This window comes from Limnohabitans sp. (assembly GCF_036804465.1).
In the GTDB taxonomy this organism is placed as follows: Bacteria; Pseudomonadota; Gammaproteobacteria; order Burkholderiales; family Burkholderiaceae_C; genus Limnohabitans.
The window spans coordinates 18851-38543 of the sequence record NZ_DAIRSK010000013.1 but is presented as its reverse complement, the minus strand read 5'-3'; the positions used below and the strand labels follow the sequence as shown (position 1 = coordinate 38543).

Below are 19693 nucleotides of genomic sequence, written 5' to 3'. Positions count from 1 at the left end.
TCGCAAGATATCAGCGTCTTTACTTGCTCGTAGTGCATAGGTTTAACCTATCACTTTTGTGCTTTATGTATTCTTGTGCCAATTGAGCCGCAACGCTCAACATCATCCATACGGGTAGTGACAACAAGTCTCTGCTACTGCTCAGAATTTCCGTCCCTGTGACCAACAATGACCAGGTATAGGGTGCCTAACGACTGAGGGCACTGCTCGTTTCAGTAGTGATTGTGATGATCAAAGTTTTCCTCTTCTTTGATCGTCAATATATTTAGTCCTGCCAAAAAGAACCGTGCATTTTTCATGGAGATATTTGGCTAAATAATTCATGAAAGACTACAACGCCACAGTTCGCATCAAGGGCAACATCGTCAAAACCGTTGTTCATGCAGAAAGCACGACACATGCACGTCTGCTGCTGCAATACCAATATGGCTGGGACAGCATCGTTGCCAGCCCCGTGCTTGGGGAAACAATCAAACCCAAAACTCCAGAGCAGCAACGTATTGATAGCTTGAAGGCTACGAAAGATCGCGCCAATGACGCATTGAGTGCTGAGCGCCAGCGCCAGCAGGTCGCTAAAGCCCAAAAGTCACTTACAGCAGCAAGACAAGTGAAGCCCAACGTCCAGTAGCTAGACGTTCACGAACTGTCGTTTAACACGTCACTACATCTCAATGCCCCGCCTAAATGACGGGTTGCTGGTCGCCCAAGCGCCAGCATGATCACAAAATTACCTGTGCTTTATCAAACAACTGAAAGGAAAAGCACATGTCCACTTCTGCACTCGCCACTCTTAAATTGACCACAGCTCGCAAACCCCGTGCGTTGCCAGACGTGATCAAGCGTCGCAACAAATTACTGAACAAGCTGAGCGAACAGCGTGAACTCGCCATGGCGCAGCTTGAAGGTCGCAACTACACACCAAAACGTCTGCGAACTGTGCGGGATAAAGCTACAGGAGAGCGCACAGTGCGTGAAGTGCCAGTGCGTATCAAAGCATGGTGGTGGACTGGTGAAAAGAACGAAACGCTGCTGAGCATTTTTTATGGAAGTAGAAACCTAGAACTTGCAAAAGGTAAGACAGCAATTGAAATCACGGACTATAAGCAATTGGTGTCAGTGTTGGATACAGTGATTACTGCAACACAAAACGCAGAGCTTGATGTGCTGATTGAAGCTGCCAGTGTCAAGCTGCGAGATGGGTTCAAGAAGTAATCACTTTCGCGGGCGACGACTTTGCAGCATGGCAATATTTTGTTCGCCCGTAACTGTGCTTGCGTAGTGGTTGTTGATCACCTCAACGCTGGTTCGTGCATTTCGTGCCAGTGTGATCAGGTCTATGCCTTGCCCATACAGCAGACGAAACGTGATGGCGCTGTGTCGCAAGCTGTAAAGGCTACGCGGATTGCCGTGTGGGTTAAGTTTTAGCCCTGTATGGTCAAGCACCCAATTAAACATGGTGCTGAGTACCGCTAGTGCGTGGGTGCGATTTTTAAGGTCTGGCAGTAATAGGTAATCGTTGGACTTTGCTTCAGGTCTGTACTGGCGGATTTGCTCATAAATGCGAACCGCAGGTCGCAGAGTGACGATGGGCGCACTGTGCAGCTTGGTTTCTGGCAGGGTCAGTCGCAAATAGGTGTTCTTGCCCCGTATCACTTCAACATGGCGATGCTTGAGCTTGGTTAAGTCGCCTGGTCGCAAAAAGCAATTGACCATCATGCTAATTGCCCAAGCCATATCTGGTGGCATGCGATGGTCGTTGTATGCCTGCTTGATGCGCTTACGCATCTCTTTCCTACCAGCTGGATGTTGCACACCACGCAGCGCACGTGCAGCTCTAAGTAGCTGCCAATATTCAGTGGGTGTAAATGCACCACGGGACGCAGACTTGACCTTTATCTTTGGGATATCAGGCGCTAGCTCTATTGCACCAATACGCACAGCATGAACAAGCACCTTGCGAACACAGATTAGATAGTTACTAACTGTGGTGGTTGTGTGCTTGATGCTTAACGTTTGTGCAAACTCCTGCAGCATTTGGTACGTGATCGCACTTGGAAGCATTGCACCAAAGTGCGGGAGAACATATGCATCTAGCCTGTTGCGAAACATTCGTAAACTGCCAGCCCCAAATTCACCACGCTCCATTCGTGCATGTTCATTGGCATAAACCTGTGAAGCAATCGCACCAAACCTCAGCGCTTGAGGATCATTTGTCTTGCGGGCAGGTTGGGTGGCAAGTGCAGCACTTGGCTCAAGCTGCGAGACATGTCGCTTGGCGAGCAGGCTTTCATAAAACCAACGTGCAAATCGCTCTGCCAATTTGAACGAAGTGGTTTTTGCTGATCGTCTATGAAAACGACCATCAACCCAGCAGCGCACTTGCCAATATTGACTGGCAGAGATTTTGTAAACCACTAGCTTGCTGGGATAACCAGCGACAGCTGCAATGGTGCTTGGTATTGGAACGGTGCGATCGCGTGAGTTTCTATCGTCATTTGCAGCGATAGAGCTGTAATTGGCAAGCTGAGTGAACATGCTCGCAGCGTAAAGTTGTATGCCGTATAGGGCAAAGATTTCACGCTGTTCCCAAGCGATTTGCTGGCGCTTGAAATCCGTGCAGCCACCATCGTCTTGCCAATCGTGCCAGTGCGAAAAACAGTTTGCAAAATGTTGTGAAAACCGCCACAAAGTTGTATGCCGCAGACCATACAACTTTTGTAAAAAAGACTACGATGCAATCAATTAAGAACCTTTTAAGCACCTTAAAGGAGTACCTTCTAATGCAAAATCGTAAACCCTCGTTGCTATCGCAGCATTGACCGCAGTGTCAGCATTCGCACAATCATCAGTTTCCATCACTGGTTACATGGACCGTGCTTACACAAAAACAAACAGCTCTGACAATCAGAAGGATGTCAAAGGCATTTCTTCTTCAGCTGGTACCACTGGTGTCCTATTCGTTGCTACTGAAGACCTCGGCGGCGGCCTGAAGGTTGGTGCGAGCATCGCAACTGACTGGGCTGAAGCTGGTGGCTTGACTCAAGACGGCGCTGCTGCTGCAAACACTGCTGTTGGCAACATCCCAACAGCCAACGGTTCTTTTGGTAACGCGCAATCCTTCTTGTTCGTTGAAGATGCCAAGTTGGGCACACTGCGTTTGGGTAACGTCAACAATGAAGTGTTGACTGCCACCACAGGCATTGGCGCTGCATTCTCAACTGGTGTGGGTTCTGCCTACAGCTCAGCATTTTCTGTGCATGACGGTTACGGCTCAGGTACTTCGGGTCGCAACAACCAAGTGATCAACGCTGCAGCATCTGCTACCAACGGTGGCGTTCGCGGCATCCGTCAAATCAATACTGTCAAGTACGTTTCTCCAAAAATCATGAACGTCACAGTGTCTTTGGGCCAAGCCTTGAGCAACGACAGCGGCGCAGCTTCTGCGGTTTCAACTGTTGGCGTGACCGACATGTCTATCCGCTACGCAGCTGGTCCAGTGGACGTGATGTACGCTTCTTTGAAATACAAAGTTGGCTCTGACACCACATTTAACGGTGGTAAGTTGACTGATCAAACTGCTGGCTTGACTGCCAACAGCACTAACACACACACTGTTTTGGCTGCCTCTTATGCAGTGATGCCAACCTTGAAGATCAGCGCTGCCACTGGTGGTTCTAAGGCTTCTGTTGCCAGCATCGCCAACTCTAAGTTCACGCAGTACGGCGTTGTGTACACCATGGGTCAGATCGACATCATGGCTCAAATGGCAACTGTTGACGGCAAGAACGCCGCAACTGCTACTGTCACTGGCGACCGTAAGATGACTGGCTTGGGCTTGAACTACAACCTCAGCAAGACAGCACGTGCATATGTGCGTTATGACAACCTGAAGTACGCTGATGGCGCTGCTACTGCTACTGCTGGTTCTGAGATCAAGCGTACAGCTATCGGTGTCAGCAAGTCCTTCTAATCCCCGCGCTGGCTTAGCCAGTTAAGGATTTAAAAGTCTAAAACCCCGCTGTGGAAACGCAGTGGGGTTTTTTATTTTTAAAAATGGGAGACGACAATGAAAACAATTTCAAAGATTTCTTTTGCCTGCGCCTTGGCTGTTGCTGCCTCAGGTGCGTTGGCGCAAAAAGCGGGTGACAACATCGTGAGCCTTGGATTGGCTTCGATCAACCCCGATGCCCAACTTGGCACAGTGACTTCAACCAGTGCCAGTGCCCCCTCAGCGGCAGCGTTTACCGCGCAATTGAAAGACGCTTCTGTGAGTGTGGCAGGCAAATCAACGGTGCCCTTCAGCTGGTTGCACATGTACAGCGACAACATGGGCGCCGAGCTGTCGCTGGGTATTCCTTCAGAGTTCACTCAGGATTTGAATACGCCCAATGGCACAGTCAAAACGCATCCTGCCGCTGCAAAGTTAAAGATTTTGACGCCTGCCGTGATTGCCAAATACTTCTTTGGTGAAGCCAAAGATCAATGGCGTCCCTATCTGGGTTTGGGCCTGACGCATGTGACGTTTACGGATATCAAAACCAATACTGCAGACGCGACGGTGCAGGCCTTGGCTGCCACGTCGGCGTCTTTCAAGTCATCTTGGGCGCCTGTCTTTAACGCAGGTGTTGTCTACAACATCGATGACAGGTGGAGCGTGATTGGTTCAGTGGCCTATCTGCCAATCAAAACCACTGCCACCTTTGTGGGCCCAGGTATGGGTGTGGCAGTCACCAGCACGGGCGATGTGAAGCTCAACACCACAGACTATGTGCTGCGCGTAGGCTATCGGTTTTAATGGCATATCGCTGAACCCCCATCGCGCTTGAGCGTGGTGGGGGTTTTTGCATGGGTTGGCTACGCTTATAATCGGGATTTATCTCGTTTGTGCGCATGCCCACTCTTTTCACGACACCGCTCACGCCTGGCTTGGTTGCGCACATTGCGCTCGAAGCAGTCAACTTGCAACGCGGCAACACCTGGGTGTTTGAGTCATTGAGCTTGCAATTCGCAGAGCACCGCATCGGTTTGATTGGCGACAACGGTGCGGGCAAAAGCAGTTTGTTTCGTTTGATTTGCGGGCTCGACCAGCCGCAATCTGGGCATGTCTATCTGCCCCCGGCTGCGTCTGAGGATGCTGCGCCTTGGGTGGGCATGATGTTTCAAAACTCGGACGAGCAAATCATTTTCCCCACCGTCGAAGAAGAGCTCGCCTTGAGTCTGCGCCACCTGCGTTTGTCGCGCGCCGAGGCGCAAACCCATGTGCGCACCTGGTTGGCCACACGCGGTTTGGCCGACTGGGCGCCGCGAGCCATTGGCAGCCTCAGCCAAGGGCAGCGCCAGCATGTGTGTTGGCTGGCCTTGCTGATTGGCGCCCATCACACCCTGTTGCTGGATGAGCCGTTTGCTAGCCTGGACCTACCTGGGCAGGCCTTGCTGCGCCAAGAAATGGCAGCAGCGCCGCAACAAATCATTGTTTCCACCCATGTGCTCGACCATGTGCGCCACTTTGAACGTGTCATTTGGCTAGACCGCGGCCACGTGCGCGCCGATGGCCCAGGCGCGCAGGTGTGCGCCCAGTACGAGGCAGATGTGGCCACACGCGCGGCACACGCCATCAACAAGACCTGAGCCATGGGCAGCCTGTACAGCGACCATCCCACTTGGCTGCACGGCGTGCCCGCTGGCGTCAAGCTGGCGTTTTTGGCGTTGCTGGGCACGGGTGTGTTTGTCACCCATGCGCTCTCTGTGCTGCTGGCCAGCACCGCTTGCTGCGTGCTGATGTTTGCTTCACTGGGCCGAGCCACACTGCGCGCCAAACCCCTGCTGGTGGGCTTGGCATGGGCCAGTGTGTTGATAGGGCTGTTTCACCTCTACATGCAACAACCCATGGTGGGTGCGGTCAGCGTGCTGCGCTTGTTGTGCACCGCATTGATGGGGGTGGCGCTTACCCTCACCACGCGCTACACCGACTTGCTGGGTGTGTTGGAGTGGCTGCTCGCGCCATTGCGCTTGGTAGGCGTTCAGCCCGAACGCTTGTCCATGCATGTAGCCCTGATGCTGCGCTTCACCGAACACTTCTTTGTGGTGTGGCGTCGCTTGGACGATGCGCATCGCCTGCGCACAGGCAAGGCGGGTGGTTTTAAAATATTGGCTCCTCTGACCCTTCACATGCTCATTGCTGCGCGCCGCGTGGCCGACACATTGCATGTGCGCTATCGCCGCTGAAATGGCTTTTATTTTTTTCGCATGAACACTTCTTCTTTCTCGATGGCTTTGGTTGCTTTGTTTGCAGCCCTCATTGCTGTGTTTGGTTTGATCCCCAAAATTGACTTGCCCTTGGGCGTGCCCATCACCTTGCAAACCTTGGGCGTCATGTTGGCAGGCTGCTTGTTGGGCCCCAAGCGTGCGCTGCAAGCCTTGTTGCTGTTTTTGGCTGCTGTGGCCATTGGCCTGCCTTTGCTCTCGGGTGGTCGCGGCGGGGTGGGTGTGTTCTTTTCGCCAGCCAGTGGCTACCTCATCGGCTGGCCTGTGGGGGCCTTGGTCACGGGCATGGTCATGCATTTGTTGCCTCGCGCCACACCTCGTGGTGCGGCCATCAGCGCGTTCATCGCGTCTGCTGTGGGCGGTTTGTTGGTGGTGCATGTGTTTGGCGTGGTGGGTTTGGTCCATATGGCCAACCTGTCGTGGGAACAAGCCGTCATGGGCACCTTGGTGTTTGTGCCGGGCGACTTGATCAAGTGCGTCTTGTGCGCCACCGTGGTTCACACGGTGGCCCGTGGCTTGCCTGACTGGCGCTTGGGTGGCTAACACCTGGGTGCATGCACCGCTCGCGCACTGGGCCCAGACCCGTGCGCAAGCGCTGGCCATGGAGGATGGTGACACCCAGCTGAGCTTTGCCCAGCTGCACGCGGGCGTGTTGCAGCATGCAGACGCTCTGACCCGCCAAGACGCACCTGCCACGGTGTTTGTGGACGACCAGCTCAGCATCATTCAACAAATGGTGGCGTTCATGGGCATCATCCACTCGGGTCGATGCGCCGCGGTGAGCGACCCCGATTGGCCCAGCACCGTGCGTGACAGCGTGCAGCGCGCACTCGGCACCGCCTTGACCGCACCCAGCATCACGCAAGCGCCCACACCCACGAGCCCGTTCTACATTGGCTTTACCTCGGGCAGCACGGGCCTGCCCAAGGGCTTTCGCCGCCACCATGCCTCGTGGACCGAGAGCCTGCGTGTGTGCCTAGACACCTTTGGCCCTGATGCAGCCAGTTGTGTGATGGCGCCTGGCCGCTTGTCGCATTCGCTGTTTTTGTTTGGCATGGTGCTGGGGCTTTGGAGTGGCGCGGGTGTGGTGGTGCAAGAGCGGTTTTCTGTGCCGCGCATGATGGACACCTTGCGCGCAGGCCGCACCCCGTGTGTGGTGGCCGTGCCCAGCCAATTGCTGCTGGTGCTCGAGATGGCAGCGCGTCGCCAACTCGCCCCCATCAACGGCGTGCGGTTGATTTTGATCAGCGGCGCACGCTGGATGCGCGAGCGCACACCCGCGTTGCAAGCCTTGTTTCCAAACGCCCGCGTGGTTGAGTTTTATGGCGCCTCCGAAACCAGTTTCATGGCGTGGATGGATGCCGACGCCTCTGCCCCAGCGCACGCCGTGGGCAAACCTTTCTCCAATGTCGACATCGACATTCGCCAGCCGCAGCCGCCTTTGGGCACAGGACAAATTTTTGTGCGCAGCCCCATGCTGTTCACCGACTACGTGGGCGCAGCCAGCGACCACACCGCCGCCGTGCGCGATGGCGATTGGCTGTCGGTGCGAGACATGGGCTACTTGGATGCACAAGGCTATTTGTGCTTGGTGGGGCGTGAAAACCGCATGGTGGTCACCCAAGGTAAAAACTTGTTTCCAGAAGAGGTGGAGTCTGTGTTGTTGTCTTGCACTGAGGTGGCACAAGCCTCGGTGTTGGGCGTACCCGACGCCCTTCGGGGGCAACAGGTGGTGGCCATTGTGTGCGCCGCCCATGAAGGCGCTGAGGTGTCTGCACACGCTTTGTCAGACCTGTGCCGCGCACAGCTAGAAAGCTACAAAGTACCCAGGCGGTTTTTTGTCTGCAGCGATTGGCCTTGGACAGTCAGCGGCAAAACCGACCATCCCGCCTTGGCCCAACAACTGCAAGCGCATTTGCACGACGAGAAAGCCCTTTCATGCCTACGCCCACTCCTTTGATCGCCGCTTGGGCGCGCAGTGCGGTGGTGCCGCGTGGCGGCGCATTCAAAGCCTTGCAGCCGCACGACTTGGCCGCGCCTGTGCTGCATGGCTTGCTTGCCCAAGCTGGCGTGGATGGCGCAGCGGTAGATGCGGTGGTGCTGGGCAATGCACTTGGCGCAGGCGGCAACCCCGCACGCATGCTGGCCTTGCATGCAGGCTTGCCCTTGCATTGCGCTGCTTACACGCTAGACACGCAGTGTTGTTCGGGCTTAGACGCCGTGGCCATGGGCGCTGCCTTGATTGCGTCGGGCCAAGCCCACGTGGTGGTGGCAGGCGGGGTGGAGGCGTGGAGCACATCGCCCCTTCGCATGCATCGGCCTTTGCATGCAAACGATTCGCCCGTGGCCTATGAGCGCCCCGCCTTTGCGCCAACGCCAGCGCAAGACCCCGACATGCTGCTGTCTGCCGCACGGTATGCAGCAGCGCACGGCTACACCAGGGCCGAGCAAGAAGCCTATGCCCTGCACAGCCATGACAAAGCAGTGGCGCACCAACACCACATGACGGCAGAAATCGTGGCAGTGGCTGGTGTGACGCATGATGCCCACCCGCGTGCGTTGGACGCTGCGCGCGCCCAGCGCATGCCCGTGGTGGCCCGCACCGACGCGTTGCAAAGGCAGGAGGCCGATGCCTTTGCCCTCAGTGCACTCACCATTTCGGCACAGGCCGATGGCGCGGCTTTGGTGCTGCTGATCAGCCACGCAGCGGCAGCGCGCCTCAAGCGCCAGCCCAAAGCCACATGGGTGGCCAGTGCGTCGGTGGGCGGCGCGCCAGAGTGGCCCATGTTGTGCGCTGAGTTGGCGGCGCGCCAAGCCCTGGCAAGTGCAGGCATTAACGATGTGGAGCGGATCCAACACGTCGAATTGCACGACGCATTTGCGGTGCAGGGTTTGAGCTTTGCCAAAGGCTTGGGCCTTGCACCCACGCAAATCAACTTGCAGGGAGGCGGCTTGGCCAGAGGCCACCCCATTGGCGCATCGGGCGCCATCGCCTTGGTGCGTGTGCTGGCTGGTTTGTCGCTTGGCACTGCCACCCAAAATCATGGGTTGGTGGCTGTGGCAGGGGCTGGTGGGGTGGGAAGTGCGGCTGTGGTCAGCCGATTACCTTGAAGTAGTCATCCAGCGCGCAACGCGTGGTTTGCGTTTGGTTGACGGGGGCCTCGGGATCGGCATAGCCCAAAGCCATGCCGCAGACAATGTGTGATGAGGCATCTAAGCCCAAATGGCCGCGAATCAAATGGGGGTAAGACGCCAAGGCGCCAATGGCGCAGGTCGACAGGCCCTTGGCTTGGGCTGCCAACATCAGGCCGTACAAGGTCATGCCCAGGTCCATGTAGCAGCCGCTGCCCATGTCGTGGGCGATGGTCACGATCAGCGCCACGGGGGCATCAAAGAATCTGAAATTACGGGCAAACTGCGCGTCGCGGCCTGCGCGATCGTCGCGCGCCACACCCAAGGCGCCGTACATGGCTTGCGCCGCAGCCACTTGGCGACGGCGCAGCGAGTGGGGCAAGGGTTGGGGAAAGTAGCTGTAGTCTTCAGGCTCGGTGCGGCCGTGTTGCCAAGCCGCCACCAAATCAGCGCTGAGCGCCTCACGCACCGCACCGCGCACCTGCACAAATGCCCCGGGTTGCAAATTGGCACCGCTGGGCGCTAAGCGGGCTTGCACCAACACCTCGTGCAACAAGGCGTCAGCCACTGGTGTTGGCAAATAAGCGCGAGTGGAACGACGTTGGGAAAAATAGTTCAAGAAGTTTGATGCATTCACGCAGAAATTATCTGTTGAAACACTTGAATAAAACATGCCGAATTATCTATTTTTTGTATAATTTCGCTATGAAAAAAATTGCCTTTCAAGGCAGCTCACTGGATGACTTGAGGGAGTTTGCACCTTCAGCTAGAAATGAAGCAGGCTATCAACTCGACAAAGTACAACATGGGCTCATGCCAGATGACTTCAAACCAATGCCCACCATAGGTAAAGGCGTTTGGGAGCTACGACAAGGACTGAAGTTATGAAAAATACGCACTACACAAGCGTCTGGGATGCCATCACTGACACGCCGCAAGAAACAGCAAGTATGAAGGCTCGCTCAAAACTCATGATGGAATTAAGTGAGATCATCCACAGTCGCAAGTTGCGTCAAAAAGACGCAGCTGATCTATTTGGAGTCACGCAACCACGCATCTCTGACCTGACCCGCGGGAAGATCCATCTTTTTTCGTTGGACATGCTCATGGACATGGCTTCAACAGCTGGCATGGATCCTGAAGTCAGCATTTCAAAGCCGCGTATCAAACGGGCGGTTGTAAGAAAAATCGCAGTCAGCCGCAACGCGCCTGCTGTCGGACTAGGTGTTGGATGACAGGTTGAAACTCAAACCTTCTGCTGCTTGGGCTGTTTACTAAAGAACGCCCACAAACGCGGCACCACCAAACACGCCACCGCCACCGCCAGCAACACCGCTGACATGGGGCGGTCCATGAAGATGGTCCAGTGGCCCTCGCCAATCGACAACGCATTGCGCATTTGCGCCTCGGCCAAGGGGCCCAAAATCATGCCCACGATCACAGGGGCGACGGGGAAGTCGTAGCGGCGCATCATCACGCCCAACAAACCGATGCCGTACATCAGCAGCAAGTCAAAGCTGCTTTGGCGCATGCCGTACACACCCACGGTGGCAAAAATCAAAATACCTGCATACAGCTGGGGCTTGGGTATTTTGAGCAGCTTGACCCACAAGCCCACCAACGGCAAATTGAGCACCAACAGCATGATGTTGCCAATGTAGAGCGAGGCGATCAGGGCCCACACCAGATCTGACGAATTTTGGAACAACTGCGGTCCCGCTTGGATGCCGTAGTTTTGCAAAGCCGACAGCAAAATGGCCGCTGTCACCGAAGTGGGGATGCCCAAGGTCAACAAGGGCACCAAGGTAGCCGTGACCGCAGAGTTGTTGGCGGCCTCGGGGCCTGCCACGCCTTCAATGGCGCCCACCGTGCCAAACTCTTCGGGGTGTGATGACAGTTTTTTTTCTGTCGCATAGCTCAAGAATGTGGGGATTTCTGACCCGCCCGCGGGAATGGTGCCAAACGGAAACCCCATGAATGTGCCGCGCAACCACGCGGGCCAAGAGCGCTTCCACTCTTCGCGCGTCATGTGCACGCTGTTGAGGTGGTTGATCTCCACTTGGCTGCGCCCCTCGTACATGGCGTTGTAAATCACCTCGCCCACCGCAAACAAGCCCACCGCAATCAGCACCACTTCAATGCCGTCCATCAGCTCTGGAATGCCGCCTGTGTAGCGCAATTGACCAGAAATTTGGTCCATGCCAATCAAACCCGCAGCCAACCCCAACAGCAAGGCCGTGATGCCGCGCAACGTGCTTTGGCCCAACACCGCACTCACGGTGATGAAGGCCAGCAACATCATGCAGAAATATTCAGGCGGCCCCAGCTTGACGGCAAACTCGGCCACCATGGGCGCAAACAAGGTCACCAACACGGTGGCAATCGTGCCCGCCACAAACGAGCCAATGGCTGCAGTGGCCAAGGCGGCACCCGCGCGGCCATTCTTGGCCATCTTGAAGCCTTCCAGCGCCGTGACCATGGTGCCCGTTTCGCCTGGGGTGTTGAGCAAGATGGAGGTGGTGGAGCCGCCATACATGGCGCCGTAATAAATGCCCGCAAAAAAGATCATCGAAGCCGTGGGCTCGACTTGCGAGGTGATGGGCAGCAACATGGCCACCGTGACCGCAGGGCCCAAGCCAGGCAGCACGCCAATGGCCGTGCCCAAGGCGCAACCCACAAAGGCCCAGAGCAAATTCATCGGCGTGGCGGCAGTGGCAAAGCCGCCCATTAGTTGAGCCCAGGTGTCCATCATGATGCGGTGCTAACGAAAAGTTAGAGCCAGCCCGTTTGGGTCAGGCCGGGAAGATTGATTGATAAAAGCTTGCTAAACAGCCAGTAAACGGGGGCGGCAATCAGAAGGCCTGTTGCCACGTCGGTCAAGGTTTGACGCAGGCCGCCTGCAGGCTTGCCTTCGGATAAGCGCAGACCGCGCACGGCCAGCACAAAACACAGCGCACAGCTCAACGTAAAGCCCAGTGTGGTCAGCAACAAAGCATTGGCCAGCACACCCGCAGACACCCACGCCGTGGCGTGCCAGTCAGCAGGCGCCTCGGGTGGCTCGGGCATGTGTTGGTAGCCACCATGAAACGCTTGCCACAACAGCAAACCACCACACACCAGCAAACCCACGGCCACGACCCAAGGCAAAAAGTTGGGGCCCACACCGCCGTAGCCCGCCTCAGAAGAAATGAACTGTGCGCCCCACATCATCCACAGAGCCAGCAGCACACAGCCAACGCCCATCCACACTTGGGGGCGAGAAACAACCGGGTGAGACATGGTGTTTAGATCATTCCGGCTTTGACCATGGTGGCGCGCAGACTGGCAAACTCGCGGTCCACAAAATCGCCAAACTCATCACCCGTCATCACCGCCGAGGTCCAGCCGTTTTTGGCCAACGACTCGGCCCATGATTTGGAGCGAGACGCCTTGACCACCAACTCAATCAACGCTTTGCGCTGGGCGGGTGTGATGTCTGGTGCCCCATAGACGCCGCGCCAGTTGCCGATCTCGACATTAAAGCCTTGCTCTTTGAGCGTGGGGATGTTCAAGCCCTTGAGGCGAGCAGCTGAGGTCACCGCGATCGGCGTCATCTTGCCCGCTTCAATGTATTGCTGAAACTCGCTGTAGCCACTGCCGCCCACGGTCACGTTGCCGCCCAAAATAGCGGCCACTGCCTCACCGCCGCCACGGAATGCCACGTAGTTAATTTTGGACGCATCCACACCTGCTTCGCGCGCCAACATGGCGGCCGCAATGTGTTCGGTGGAGCCGCGTGAACCACCGCCCCACTTGACACTGCCAGGGTCTTTTTTGAGCTGCTCGATCACGTCTTTCATGCTCTTGAACGGCGAGTTGGCGGGCAACACAAACACGTTGTACTCGGTGGTCAAACGCGCCAAGGGCGTGACCTTGTCTAAGCTCACGGGCGATTTGCCAGTGATGATGCCGCCTACCATCACGGCACCCATGATCATCAAGGCATTGCCGTCGCCTTTGGCCGAGTTGACAAACTGCGACAAGCCAATCACGCCTGCGGCACCGCCCTTGTTTTCAAACGTCACCGTGCTGGCAGCCCCTGCATCTTGCAAAGCCTTGCCCAACGCGCGGCCTGTGGCATCCCAGCCGCCGCCGGGGTTGGCGGGAATCATCATCTTCAAATTAGCCGACGCTTGGGCGCTCATGGGCAAGGCACCCGAAGCCAACAAGGCCGCACAAGTCTTCAAAAAAGCATCACGACGCATACATATCTCCATCTTTGGCTGTCAAAAAATATGACTAAAGTTTAGTGGCCCCAAGGACCAAGCACGGGCATGGTTTGTAGGTAGTTACGCGCATCAAAAAAACACCTGACACCCGCCCACAAAAAACCCCACTGTGTTGCCACAGCGGGGTTTGAGACTTTAAAAATCCTTAACTGGCTAAGCCAGCGCGGCGATTAGAAAGACTTGCTGATACCGATAGCGGTACGCTTGACTTCAGAACCAGGGGTAGCAGTGGCAGCGCCATCAGCGTACTTCAGGTTGTCGTAACGCACATAAGCACGAGCTGTCTTGGTGAAGTTGTAGTTCAAGCCCAAGCCAGTCATCTTGCGATCGCCAGTGACTGTGGCAGTTGCAGCGTTCTTGTTGTCAACAGTGGCCATTTGAGCCATGACGTCGAAGTTACCCATGGTGTAAACAATGCCGTACTGAGTGAACTTGGAGTTGGCGATGCTGTCAACAGAAGCCTTAGAACCACCAGTGGCAGCGCTGATCTTCAAGCTTGGCATCACGGCATAAGAAGCAGCCAATACAGAGTGTGTGTTGGTGCTGTTGGCTGTCAAACCAGCAGTGCCAGTCAAAGTACCACCGTTGGCTGTTGTGTCAGCGCCAACTTTGTACTTCAATGTGGCGTACATCACGTCCACTGGACCAGCTTGGTAGCGGATAGACATGTCTGTCACGCCAAGAGTTGAGTTTGAAGGGTTTGTGGTAGTGCCTGCGATGGTGACTGGAGCGTTGTCGTTCTTAGTGGTAAAGCCATAAGAGACAGTGACGTCCATGAATTTTGGAGACACGTACTTGATAGTGTTGACTTGGCGGATGCCGCGTACGCCAACGTTGGTAGCAGAAGCTGCAGCGTTGATCACTTGGTTGTTGCGACCAGAAGTGCCTGAGCCGTAGCCGTCATGCACAGAAAAGTTTGCGCTGTAGGCAGAACCCACACCCGTTGAGAATGGAGAGCCAACGCCAGTCACAGCAGTCAACACTTCATTGTTGATGTTGCCCAAACGCAAGGTGCCCAACTTGGCATCTTGGATGAACAAGAAGGATTGTGCGTTACCAAAAGAACCGTTGGCTGTTGGGATGTTGCCACCAGCAGTGCCAACAGCATAAGAGCTACCGTCTTGGGTCAAGCCACCAGCTTCAGCCCAGTCAGTGGCGATGCTGGCACCAGCACGCATACCACCGCCCAGGTCTTCAGAAGCAGCAATCACGATGCCAGTGGTGCCAGCAGAAGAAGAAAGGGCTTTGGCATCAGCTGTGTCGAGGGTGCTATTGGTGATGGTGTAAGCACGGTCCATGTAACCAGTCAAGGTTACTTGTGCGAAAGCTGACACGGCAGTCAATGCTGCGATAGCAACGAGGGTTTTTTTCATTTCAAGGTTCTCCAAGGTTTGAACAGGTTCTCTGGGATTCCAGAGCTAACCTCCGTTTTCGGGAAGTTGAAGGTATTGAACCAGACTCGGGTGCTTTGACGCGTGACAACTGCCAAAAAATCGTCATTTGCGTTGTACCCCTGCAACAAAATTGACACCGACCTCGTGCAAACCCTTGAAAACACTGGTTTCTACAATTCTCAAAACGCCAACAAAGAGCCGCGCCATCTGGCGTTGCAGCCTTTAAACTTAACCGCTATGGACCACCTACTCACCGCCGCCGACAGCGCTCTGCGCACCCTTTTTGCCCGCCATCACGCCAACCGCCCCACGCCCATGTGGGCCGGCGAATCGCCCACACCAGCCCCGCTGACTGAGGCTGAAAAAGCCTCCGCTTCGGCCCTGATGCGCGTGAACCATGTGGGCGAGGTGTGCGCTCAAGCGCTGTACACCGCGCAAGCTTTGGCCACAAAGAACGACGCACTGCGCCAGCACCTGAGCGCCGCGTGCAAAGAAGAAACCGACCACTTGGCATGGACCGAGCAGCGACTGCATGAGCTTGGCGGGCGCACCAGTTGGCTCAACCCCGTTTGGTACGCGGGTGCGTTTGGCATCGGTTACGCGGCAGCCAAGCTGGGTGGCGACCGCATGAGCCTAGGCTTTGTGGTGGAGACCGAGCGCCAAGTAGAGGCGCATTTGGCCAGCCACTTGGGCCTGCTGCCCGCCAACGACGGCCCCAGCCGCGCCATCGTCGCGCAAATGAAAACCGACGAGGCGCAACATGCCAAAGAGGCCTTGGCCGCAGGCGCTGCCGAGCTGCCTGCACCCTTCAAAGCGCTGATGCAGGTGGCGGCAAAGGTGATGACCACGGTGGCGCATCGCGTCTAAGCCTTATTCAACTAAGCCATTCAAAGCCGTTGTTTTAAGCCTCCACCATCTCAAAGCTGGTGGTGATTTGCGCCGTTTTGCCCAGCATGAAGCTGGCTGAGCAATATTTGTCGTGGCTCATGGCAATGGCACGCTCTACAGCACTGGCAGGCACGCCTTGCCCTGTGACGGTGAAGTGCATATTGATTTTGGTGAACACCTTGGGGTCTTCGGTGGCGCGTTCGCTGGTGATCTTCACACTGCAGCCCTGCACGTTGTGACGGCCACGCTTCAAAATCAGCACCACGTCATATGCCGTGCAGCCGCCTGTGCCAGCCAGCAGCAGCTCCATGGGGCGGGGTGCCAAGTTTTGGCCGCCGTTCTCAGGCTTGGCAGCATCGGGGGCGCCGTCCATGACCACCACATGGCCACTGCCTGTTTCTGCCAAAAAACCCATGCCTGAGCGAGCGCCTGAGTGACCAGTCCAGCTGACGGTGCATTCCATGTGTGTTCTCCAATAAATTTGTGCAGCAATTGTCTGCGAAATGTTGCGGCGCAACAAAAATTGCATACACTAGCGACTTGTCTCCTCCACCCTCAAAAGTGGATTCAGCCCCGAGTTGCAAAACTTGGGGCTTTTTTTTGGCTGTTGGCTTAAGAGACAATCACCCCATGTCTATCCGCACCCCCAAGCCCCGAGCGCTGCTACCCGCCGATTACCTGAAAAAAATATTGACCGCCCGCGTCTACGACGTGGCCGTGGAGTCTGCGCTGGAGGTGGCCAACAACCTCAGCCAACGCCTTCACAACACCGTGCTCTTGAAGCGCGAGGACCAACAACCCGTGCACAGCTTCAAGCTGCGCGGCGCTTACAACAAAATGGCGCACCTCACGCCCGCACAACTGAAAAAGGGCGTGATTTGCGCCTCAGCAGGCAACCACGCCCAAGGCGTGGCGCTGGGCGCCAAACGCTTGGGCACCCAAGCCATCATCGTCATGCCCACCACCACGCCGAGCGTGAAGATTGAAGCGGTCAAGGCCTTGGGCGGCAAGGTGGTGTTGGCAGGCGACAGCTATTCCGACGCTTACGCGCACGCGCTCACGCTGGAGAAGAAAAACGGCATGACCTTTGTGCATCCGTTTGACGACCCCGAGGTGATTGCAGGCCAAGGCACGATTGCGATGGAAATGTTGCGCCAACACCAAGGACGACTAGACGCTGTGTTTGTCGCCATCGGCGGCGGCGGTTTGATTGCAGGCGTGGCCAACTACATCAAGGCTGTGCGCCCCGAGATCAAAGTGATTGGTGTGCAAATGGACGACTCGTCGGCCATGATTCAGTCGATAGACAAAGGCAAACGCGTGACGCTGCATGATGTGGGTCTGTTCTCTGACGGCACAGCGGTGAAGCTGGTGGGAGAAGAAACATTCCGCGTGACCCAAAACCTGGTGGACAGCTACATCACCGTCAACACCGACGCCGTGTGCGCCGCCATCAAAGACGTGTTTGTGGACACCCGCAGCATCGTCGAGCCTGCAGGCGCCTTGGCTGTGGCTGCGATCAAGCAATATGTGGCTGAGCACAAAACCAAGGGCGAAACCTATGCCGCCATTTTGTGCGGCGCCAACATGAACTTTGACCGCTTGCGCTTCGTGGCCGAACGCGCCGAAGTGGGCGAAGAACGCGAAGCCCTGTTTGCCGTCACCATCCCCGAGCAGCCCGGCAGCCTGCGCCGCTTTTGCGAGCTGATTGGCAAGTTGCCCAGTTTTGGTGGCAGCAAGTCACCGCGCAACGTGACCGAGTTCAATTACCGCATGAGCGACCAAGCCAAGGCCCACGTGTTTGTGGGTTTGACCACGGGCGTGAAAGGCGAAAGCACCAAGATAGCTGGCCACTTCACCAAGAGCGGGTTTGAAGCCATCGACCTCACCCACGATGAGCTGGCCAAAGAACACATCCGCCACATGGTGGGCGGCCACTCGGTGTTGGCCCATGAGGAGCGCATTTTGCGGTTTGAATTTCCCGAGCGCCCAGGCGCGTTGATGAAGTTTTTGCTGGCCATGCGCCCGGGCTGGAACATCAGCCTGTTTCACTACCGCAACCAAGGCGCAGACTACGGACGCATCTTGATGGGCTTGCAAGTGCCCAAGGCCGACAACAAAGCGTTTGCTGCGTTTTTGGAAGCGCTGGGCTATCCGTACGTAGAAGAAACTCGCAACCCTGCTTATCGCTTGTTTTTGCAGCGCTGAAGCGCTGGGCTTGATCTGCTTTATTTGAGGGCTGGAAGTTCCAGCACCAAAGCCGATGGCCCATCCACAGCCACACCCAAGCTCACACGGCGACCCTGTGCTGACTGCAGCACCAAACCATCCCCCACCACAGCGCCCAAACGGTAGGGCTTGGCAGCCTTGCCCTCCACGGCAATGAGTGCCGCACCTGCGTTGGGGCCCGCTGTTATGACGCCTAGCAGCTGAAAACGGCTAGCCAAGGTGGGCGCAGCGGCGGCCTGCACAGACACTGCGCCAAGGCTGCGGGCGGCGGCAGACGCATCAACCTCGGGCAAAGCTTGCACTGCAGCGGTGGCGTTGCTGGGTGGCGCGCCTGTCGCCGACCAACGCAGACCCCATGTCAGCGCACTGAACGCCACAGCGCCCCATACCAACAAGGTGGCAGCGGGTAGCACCAAGCGTGGTGAGGTTCTGAGGGTGGTGGCAATTGAAGGGCGTTGGCTGAGCATTGGCAGATTATGATTCATCATTGAATTGCAAAACCTTGAAATGCCCGCCATGCTCACCACGCCAACCAACCCCAAAACCAAACGCCAACGTGGCTTCACGTTGATTGAACTGATGGTGGTGCTCGCCATCATTGGCGTACTCGCTGCGCTGGTGGTGCCCAACGTGCTCAACCGCGCCGACGACGCCCGCGTGACCGCTGCCAAAACCGACGTGGGCAATCTCATGCAAGCCCTCAAGCTCTATCGCTTGGACAATCAAAACTACCCCACCGCCGAACAAGGCTTGAGCGCCTTGGTGATCAAACCCACCGCGGGCCCTACGCCGCTGAATTGGAAGCCCTACATCGACAAACTGCCCAAGGATCCATGGGGCCGCAACTACCAATACATGAACCCCGGCGTCAAGGGTGAGGTGGACGTGCTGTCACTAGGCGCTGACGGCCAACCTGGCGGCGAAGGCAAAAACGCCGACCTCGGTAGCTGGCAATAAAACTTTTCTTCAAGCACGCCATGCAGCGCCAACAAGGCCTCACCCTGTTGGAGCTATTGGTGGTGATGGCCATCATCGGACTGGCGTTTGCCGCGGTGAGCTTGTCGTTGCGCGACAGCAGCCAAACCCAACTCGAGCGTGAGGCCCAGCGCTTGATGGCTGTGCTAGAGGCCGCCCGAGCGCAATCGCGCACCAGTGGCATTGCGCTGATTTGGCAGCCGACGGCGCAAGGCTTTGTGATTCGACCTGCGCAAGCCACCAACCCAGCGCTGGGCAATGGCGCCAGCATCGCGTCCACGGTTGCGCCTCAAAACGCAGCCAGCCCCATAGGCGCACGCAGCGACAAGTGGCTCGTCGCGGGTACACAAACGCTGGTGAGCGCCCCCAAACCATCCATCAACGTCAACGTGCCTGCCAACTGGGTGGTGCTTGGGCCCGAGCCCATTTTGGCAGCGGCTCGTATCACGCTGAGTGTGGCAAACACCAACAGCGCCAAGCCCTCATCGTCCCTCAGCATTGGGACAGACGGCTTGCAACCTTTCCAAATCGTGCCTTGAATTG

Annotated in this window: 23 protein-coding genes; 15 read left to right on the top strand and 8 right to left on the bottom strand. The window is 56.5% G+C overall.

From position 1 onward, the window contains the following. Positions 1 to 322: 322 nt before the first annotated feature. Both V7Q41_RS08565 and V7Q41_RS08560 read left to right on the top strand, forming a co-directional pair. Positions 323 to 628, top strand: coding sequence for a hypothetical protein (locus V7Q41_RS08565; protein ID WP_333845395.1), 306 nt, complete (start codon positions 323 to 325; stop codon positions 626 to 628). Positions 629 to 765: 137 nt separating this feature from the next. After that, positions 766 to 1212, top strand: a complete 447-nt coding sequence (locus V7Q41_RS08560) for a DUF6641 family protein (protein ID WP_333845394.1) — start codon at positions 766 to 768, stop codon at positions 1210 to 1212. Here the strand turns inward: V7Q41_RS08560 and V7Q41_RS08555 are convergent, their stop codons facing one another. After that, on the bottom strand, positions 1213 to 2688 hold the full coding sequence (locus V7Q41_RS08555; protein WP_333845393.1) for a hypothetical protein: 1476 nt from the start codon (positions 2686 to 2688) through the stop codon (positions 1213 to 1215). Between the two features lie 127 nt (positions 2689 to 2815). Between V7Q41_RS08555 and V7Q41_RS08550 the strand changes: the two genes are divergently transcribed. The 7 genes from V7Q41_RS08550 to V7Q41_RS08520 all read left to right on the top strand — a co-directional run bounded on the left by V7Q41_RS08550 (position 2816) and on the right by V7Q41_RS08520 (position 9375). Next, positions 2816 to 3970, top strand: coding sequence for a porin (locus V7Q41_RS08550; protein WP_333845392.1), 1155 nt, complete (start codon positions 2816 to 2818; stop codon positions 3968 to 3970). A gap of 96 nt (positions 3971 to 4066) precedes the next feature. Beyond that, complete coding sequence (locus V7Q41_RS08545; protein WP_333845391.1) at positions 4067 to 4795, top strand: OmpW/AlkL family protein; 729 nt, start codon at positions 4067 to 4069, stop codon at positions 4793 to 4795. Between the two features lie 95 nt (positions 4796 to 4890). Next, positions 4891 to 5628, top strand: coding sequence for an energy-coupling factor ABC transporter ATP-binding protein (locus tag V7Q41_RS08540; protein WP_333845390.1), 738 nt, complete (start codon positions 4891 to 4893; stop codon positions 5626 to 5628). 3 nt (positions 5629 to 5631) lie between these two features. Beyond that, positions 5632 to 6225, top strand: a complete 594-nt coding sequence (locus tag V7Q41_RS08535) for an energy-coupling factor transporter transmembrane component T (RefSeq protein WP_333845389.1) — start codon at positions 5632 to 5634, stop codon at positions 6223 to 6225. Between the two features lie 21 nt (positions 6226 to 6246). Next, positions 6247 to 6807, top strand: a complete 561-nt coding sequence (locus tag V7Q41_RS08530) for a biotin transporter BioY (protein ID WP_333845388.1) — start codon at positions 6247 to 6249, stop codon at positions 6805 to 6807. Then, a complete protein-coding gene (locus V7Q41_RS08525) occupies positions 6800 to 8224 on the top strand; it encodes an AMP-binding protein (RefSeq protein ID WP_333845387.1) in 1425 nt (474 codons plus the stop codon). Before V7Q41_RS08530 ends, V7Q41_RS08525 begins: the two co-directional genes overlap by 8 nt. Further along, on the top strand, positions 8203 to 9375 hold the full coding sequence (locus tag V7Q41_RS08520; RefSeq protein ID WP_333845386.1) for a thiolase family protein: 1173 nt from the start codon (positions 8203 to 8205) through the stop codon (positions 9373 to 9375). Before V7Q41_RS08525 ends, V7Q41_RS08520 begins: the two co-directional genes overlap by 22 nt. On the opposite strand, the gene V7Q41_RS08515 is transcribed toward V7Q41_RS08520, so the two are convergent. After that, a complete protein-coding gene (locus V7Q41_RS08515) occupies positions 9359 to 10033 on the bottom strand; it encodes a nitroreductase (RefSeq protein WP_333845385.1) in 675 nt (224 codons plus the stop codon). The genes V7Q41_RS08520 and V7Q41_RS08515 overlap by 17 nt on opposite strands. Positions 10034 to 10101: 68 nt before the next feature. Between V7Q41_RS08515 and V7Q41_RS08510 the strand changes: the two genes are divergently transcribed. Beyond that, positions 10102 to 10284, top strand: a complete 183-nt coding sequence (locus V7Q41_RS08510; protein ID WP_333845384.1) for a type II toxin-antitoxin system RelE/ParE family toxin — start codon at positions 10102 to 10104, stop codon at positions 10282 to 10284. Next, positions 10281 to 10631, top strand: a complete 351-nt coding sequence (locus V7Q41_RS08505) for a helix-turn-helix domain-containing protein (protein ID WP_333845383.1) — start codon at positions 10281 to 10283, stop codon at positions 10629 to 10631. The genes V7Q41_RS08510 and V7Q41_RS08505 overlap by 4 nt, the downstream gene beginning before the upstream one ends. An 11-nt stretch (positions 10632 to 10642) precedes the next feature. On the opposite strand, the gene V7Q41_RS08500 is transcribed toward V7Q41_RS08505, so the two are convergent. The 4 genes from V7Q41_RS08500 to V7Q41_RS08485 form a co-directional block, all read right to left on the bottom strand. Continuing rightward, a complete protein-coding gene (locus V7Q41_RS08500; protein WP_333845448.1) occupies positions 10643 to 12145 on the bottom strand; it encodes a tripartite tricarboxylate transporter permease in 1503 nt (500 codons plus the stop codon). 23 nt (positions 12146 to 12168) lie between these two features. Beyond that, positions 12169 to 12675, bottom strand: coding sequence for a tripartite tricarboxylate transporter TctB family protein (locus V7Q41_RS08495; protein ID WP_333845382.1), 507 nt, complete (start codon positions 12673 to 12675; stop codon positions 12169 to 12171). Between the two features lie 5 nt (positions 12676 to 12680). Continuing rightward, the gene (locus V7Q41_RS08490) at positions 12681 to 13640 is read right to left on the bottom strand and encodes a Bug family tripartite tricarboxylate transporter substrate binding protein (RefSeq protein WP_333845381.1); all 960 of its coding nucleotides are present in this window, start codon (positions 13638 to 13640) and stop codon (positions 12681 to 12683) included. A 194-nt stretch (positions 13641 to 13834) separates the two neighbouring features. Beyond that, positions 13835 to 15037: a porin gene (locus V7Q41_RS08485; protein ID WP_333845380.1), complete on the bottom strand. Its 1203-nt coding sequence runs from the start codon at positions 15035 to 15037 to the stop codon at positions 13835 to 13837. A 258-nt stretch (positions 15038 to 15295) separates the two neighbouring features. Between V7Q41_RS08485 and coq7 the strand changes: the two genes are divergently transcribed. Continuing rightward, positions 15296 to 15925 (top strand): 2-polyprenyl-3-methyl-6-methoxy-1,4-benzoquinone monooxygenase, encoded by a 630-nt coding sequence (coq7, locus tag V7Q41_RS08480; RefSeq protein WP_333845379.1) that lies wholly within the window; start codon positions 15296 to 15298, stop codon positions 15923 to 15925. Positions 15926 to 15959: 34 nt separating this feature from the next. Here coq7 and V7Q41_RS08475 read toward each other — a convergent pair whose 3' ends face one another. Continuing rightward, positions 15960 to 16409 (bottom strand): OsmC family protein, encoded by a 450-nt coding sequence (locus tag V7Q41_RS08475; protein WP_333845378.1) that lies wholly within the window; start codon positions 16407 to 16409, stop codon positions 15960 to 15962. Between the two features lie 167 nt (positions 16410 to 16576). Here V7Q41_RS08475 and ilvA point away from each other — a divergent pair, with 167 nt between their 5' ends. Further along, on the top strand, positions 16577 to 18154 hold the full coding sequence (gene ilvA, locus V7Q41_RS08470) for a threonine ammonia-lyase, biosynthetic (RefSeq protein ID WP_333845377.1): 1578 nt from the start codon (positions 16577 to 16579) through the stop codon (positions 18152 to 18154). 20 nt (positions 18155 to 18174) lie between these two features. On the opposite strand, the gene V7Q41_RS08465 is transcribed toward ilvA, so the two are convergent. Then, the gene (locus V7Q41_RS08465) at positions 18175 to 18642 is read right to left on the bottom strand and encodes a type II secretion system protein N (RefSeq protein ID WP_333845376.1); all 468 of its coding nucleotides are present in this window, start codon (positions 18640 to 18642) and stop codon (positions 18175 to 18177) included. Between the two features lie 49 nt (positions 18643 to 18691). On the opposite strand from V7Q41_RS08465, the gene gspG reads away from it, so the two are divergent. Beyond that, complete coding sequence (gene gspG, locus V7Q41_RS08460) at positions 18692 to 19132, top strand: type II secretion system major pseudopilin GspG (RefSeq protein WP_333845375.1); 441 nt, start codon at positions 18692 to 18694, stop codon at positions 19130 to 19132. Positions 19133 to 19152: 20 nt separating this feature from the next. Continuing rightward, positions 19153 to 19689 (top strand): prepilin-type N-terminal cleavage/methylation domain-containing protein, encoded by a 537-nt coding sequence (locus V7Q41_RS08455; RefSeq protein ID WP_333845374.1) that lies wholly within the window; start codon positions 19153 to 19155, stop codon positions 19687 to 19689. The last annotated feature ends 4 nt before the right edge of the window (positions 19690 to 19693 follow it).

Bases quoted from the DNA above. Each gene is read 5' to 3' on its own strand.
- V7Q41_RS08485 (WP_333845380.1), bottom strand. From the start codon at position 15,037: ATGAAAAAAACCCTCGTTGCTATCGCAGCATTGACTGCCGTGTCAGCT.
- gspG (WP_333845375.1), top strand. From the start codon at position 18,692: ATGCTCACCACGCCAACCAACCCCAAAACCAAACGCCAACGTGGCTTC.
- V7Q41_RS08565 (WP_333845395.1), top strand. From the start codon at position 323: ATGAAAGACTACAACGCCACAGTTCGCATCAAGGGCAACATCGTCAAA.
- ilvA (WP_333845377.1), top strand. From the start codon at position 16,577: ATGTCTATCCGCACCCCCAAGCCCCGAGCGCTGCTACCCGCCGATTAC.
- V7Q41_RS08500 (WP_333845448.1), bottom strand. From the start codon at position 12,145: ATGGACACCTGGGCTCAACTAATGGGCGGCTTTGCCACTGCCGCCACG.
- V7Q41_RS08540 (WP_333845390.1), top strand. From the start codon at position 4,891: ATGCCCACTCTTTTCACGACACCGCTCACGCCTGGCTTGGTTGCGCAC.
- V7Q41_RS08465 (WP_333845376.1), bottom strand. From the start codon at position 18,642: ATGCTCAGCCAACGCCCTTCAATTGCCACCACCCTCAGAACCTCACCA.
- V7Q41_RS08520 (WP_333845386.1), top strand. From the start codon at position 8,203: ATGCCTACGCCCACTCCTTTGATCGCCGCTTGGGCGCGCAGTGCGGTG.
- V7Q41_RS08545 (WP_333845391.1), top strand. From the start codon at position 4,067: ATGAAAACAATTTCAAAGATTTCTTTTGCCTGCGCCTTGGCTGTTGCT.
- V7Q41_RS08530 (WP_333845388.1), top strand. From the start codon at position 6,247: ATGAACACTTCTTCTTTCTCGATGGCTTTGGTTGCTTTGTTTGCAGCC.
- V7Q41_RS08495 (WP_333845382.1), bottom strand. From the start codon at position 12,675: ATGTCTCACCCGGTTGTTTCTCGCCCCCAAGTGTGGATGGGCGTTGGC.
- V7Q41_RS08560 (WP_333845394.1), top strand. From the start codon at position 766: ATGTCCACTTCTGCACTCGCCACTCTTAAATTGACCACAGCTCGCAAA.
- coq7 (WP_333845379.1), top strand. From the start codon at position 15,296: ATGGACCACCTACTCACCGCCGCCGACAGCGCTCTGCGCACCCTTTTT.
- V7Q41_RS08535 (WP_333845389.1), top strand. From the start codon at position 5,632: ATGGGCAGCCTGTACAGCGACCATCCCACTTGGCTGCACGGCGTGCCC.
- V7Q41_RS08505 (WP_333845383.1), top strand. From the start codon at position 10,281: ATGAAAAATACGCACTACACAAGCGTCTGGGATGCCATCACTGACACG.
- V7Q41_RS08455 (WP_333845374.1), top strand. From the start codon at position 19,153: ATGCAGCGCCAACAAGGCCTCACCCTGTTGGAGCTATTGGTGGTGATG.
- V7Q41_RS08510 (WP_333845384.1), top strand. From the start codon at position 10,102: ATGAAAAAAATTGCCTTTCAAGGCAGCTCACTGGATGACTTGAGGGAG.
- V7Q41_RS08475 (WP_333845378.1), bottom strand. From the start codon at position 16,409: ATGGAATGCACCGTCAGCTGGACTGGTCACTCAGGCGCTCGCTCAGGC.
- V7Q41_RS08490 (WP_333845381.1), bottom strand. From the start codon at position 13,640: ATGCGTCGTGATGCTTTTTTGAAGACTTGTGCGGCCTTGTTGGCTTCG.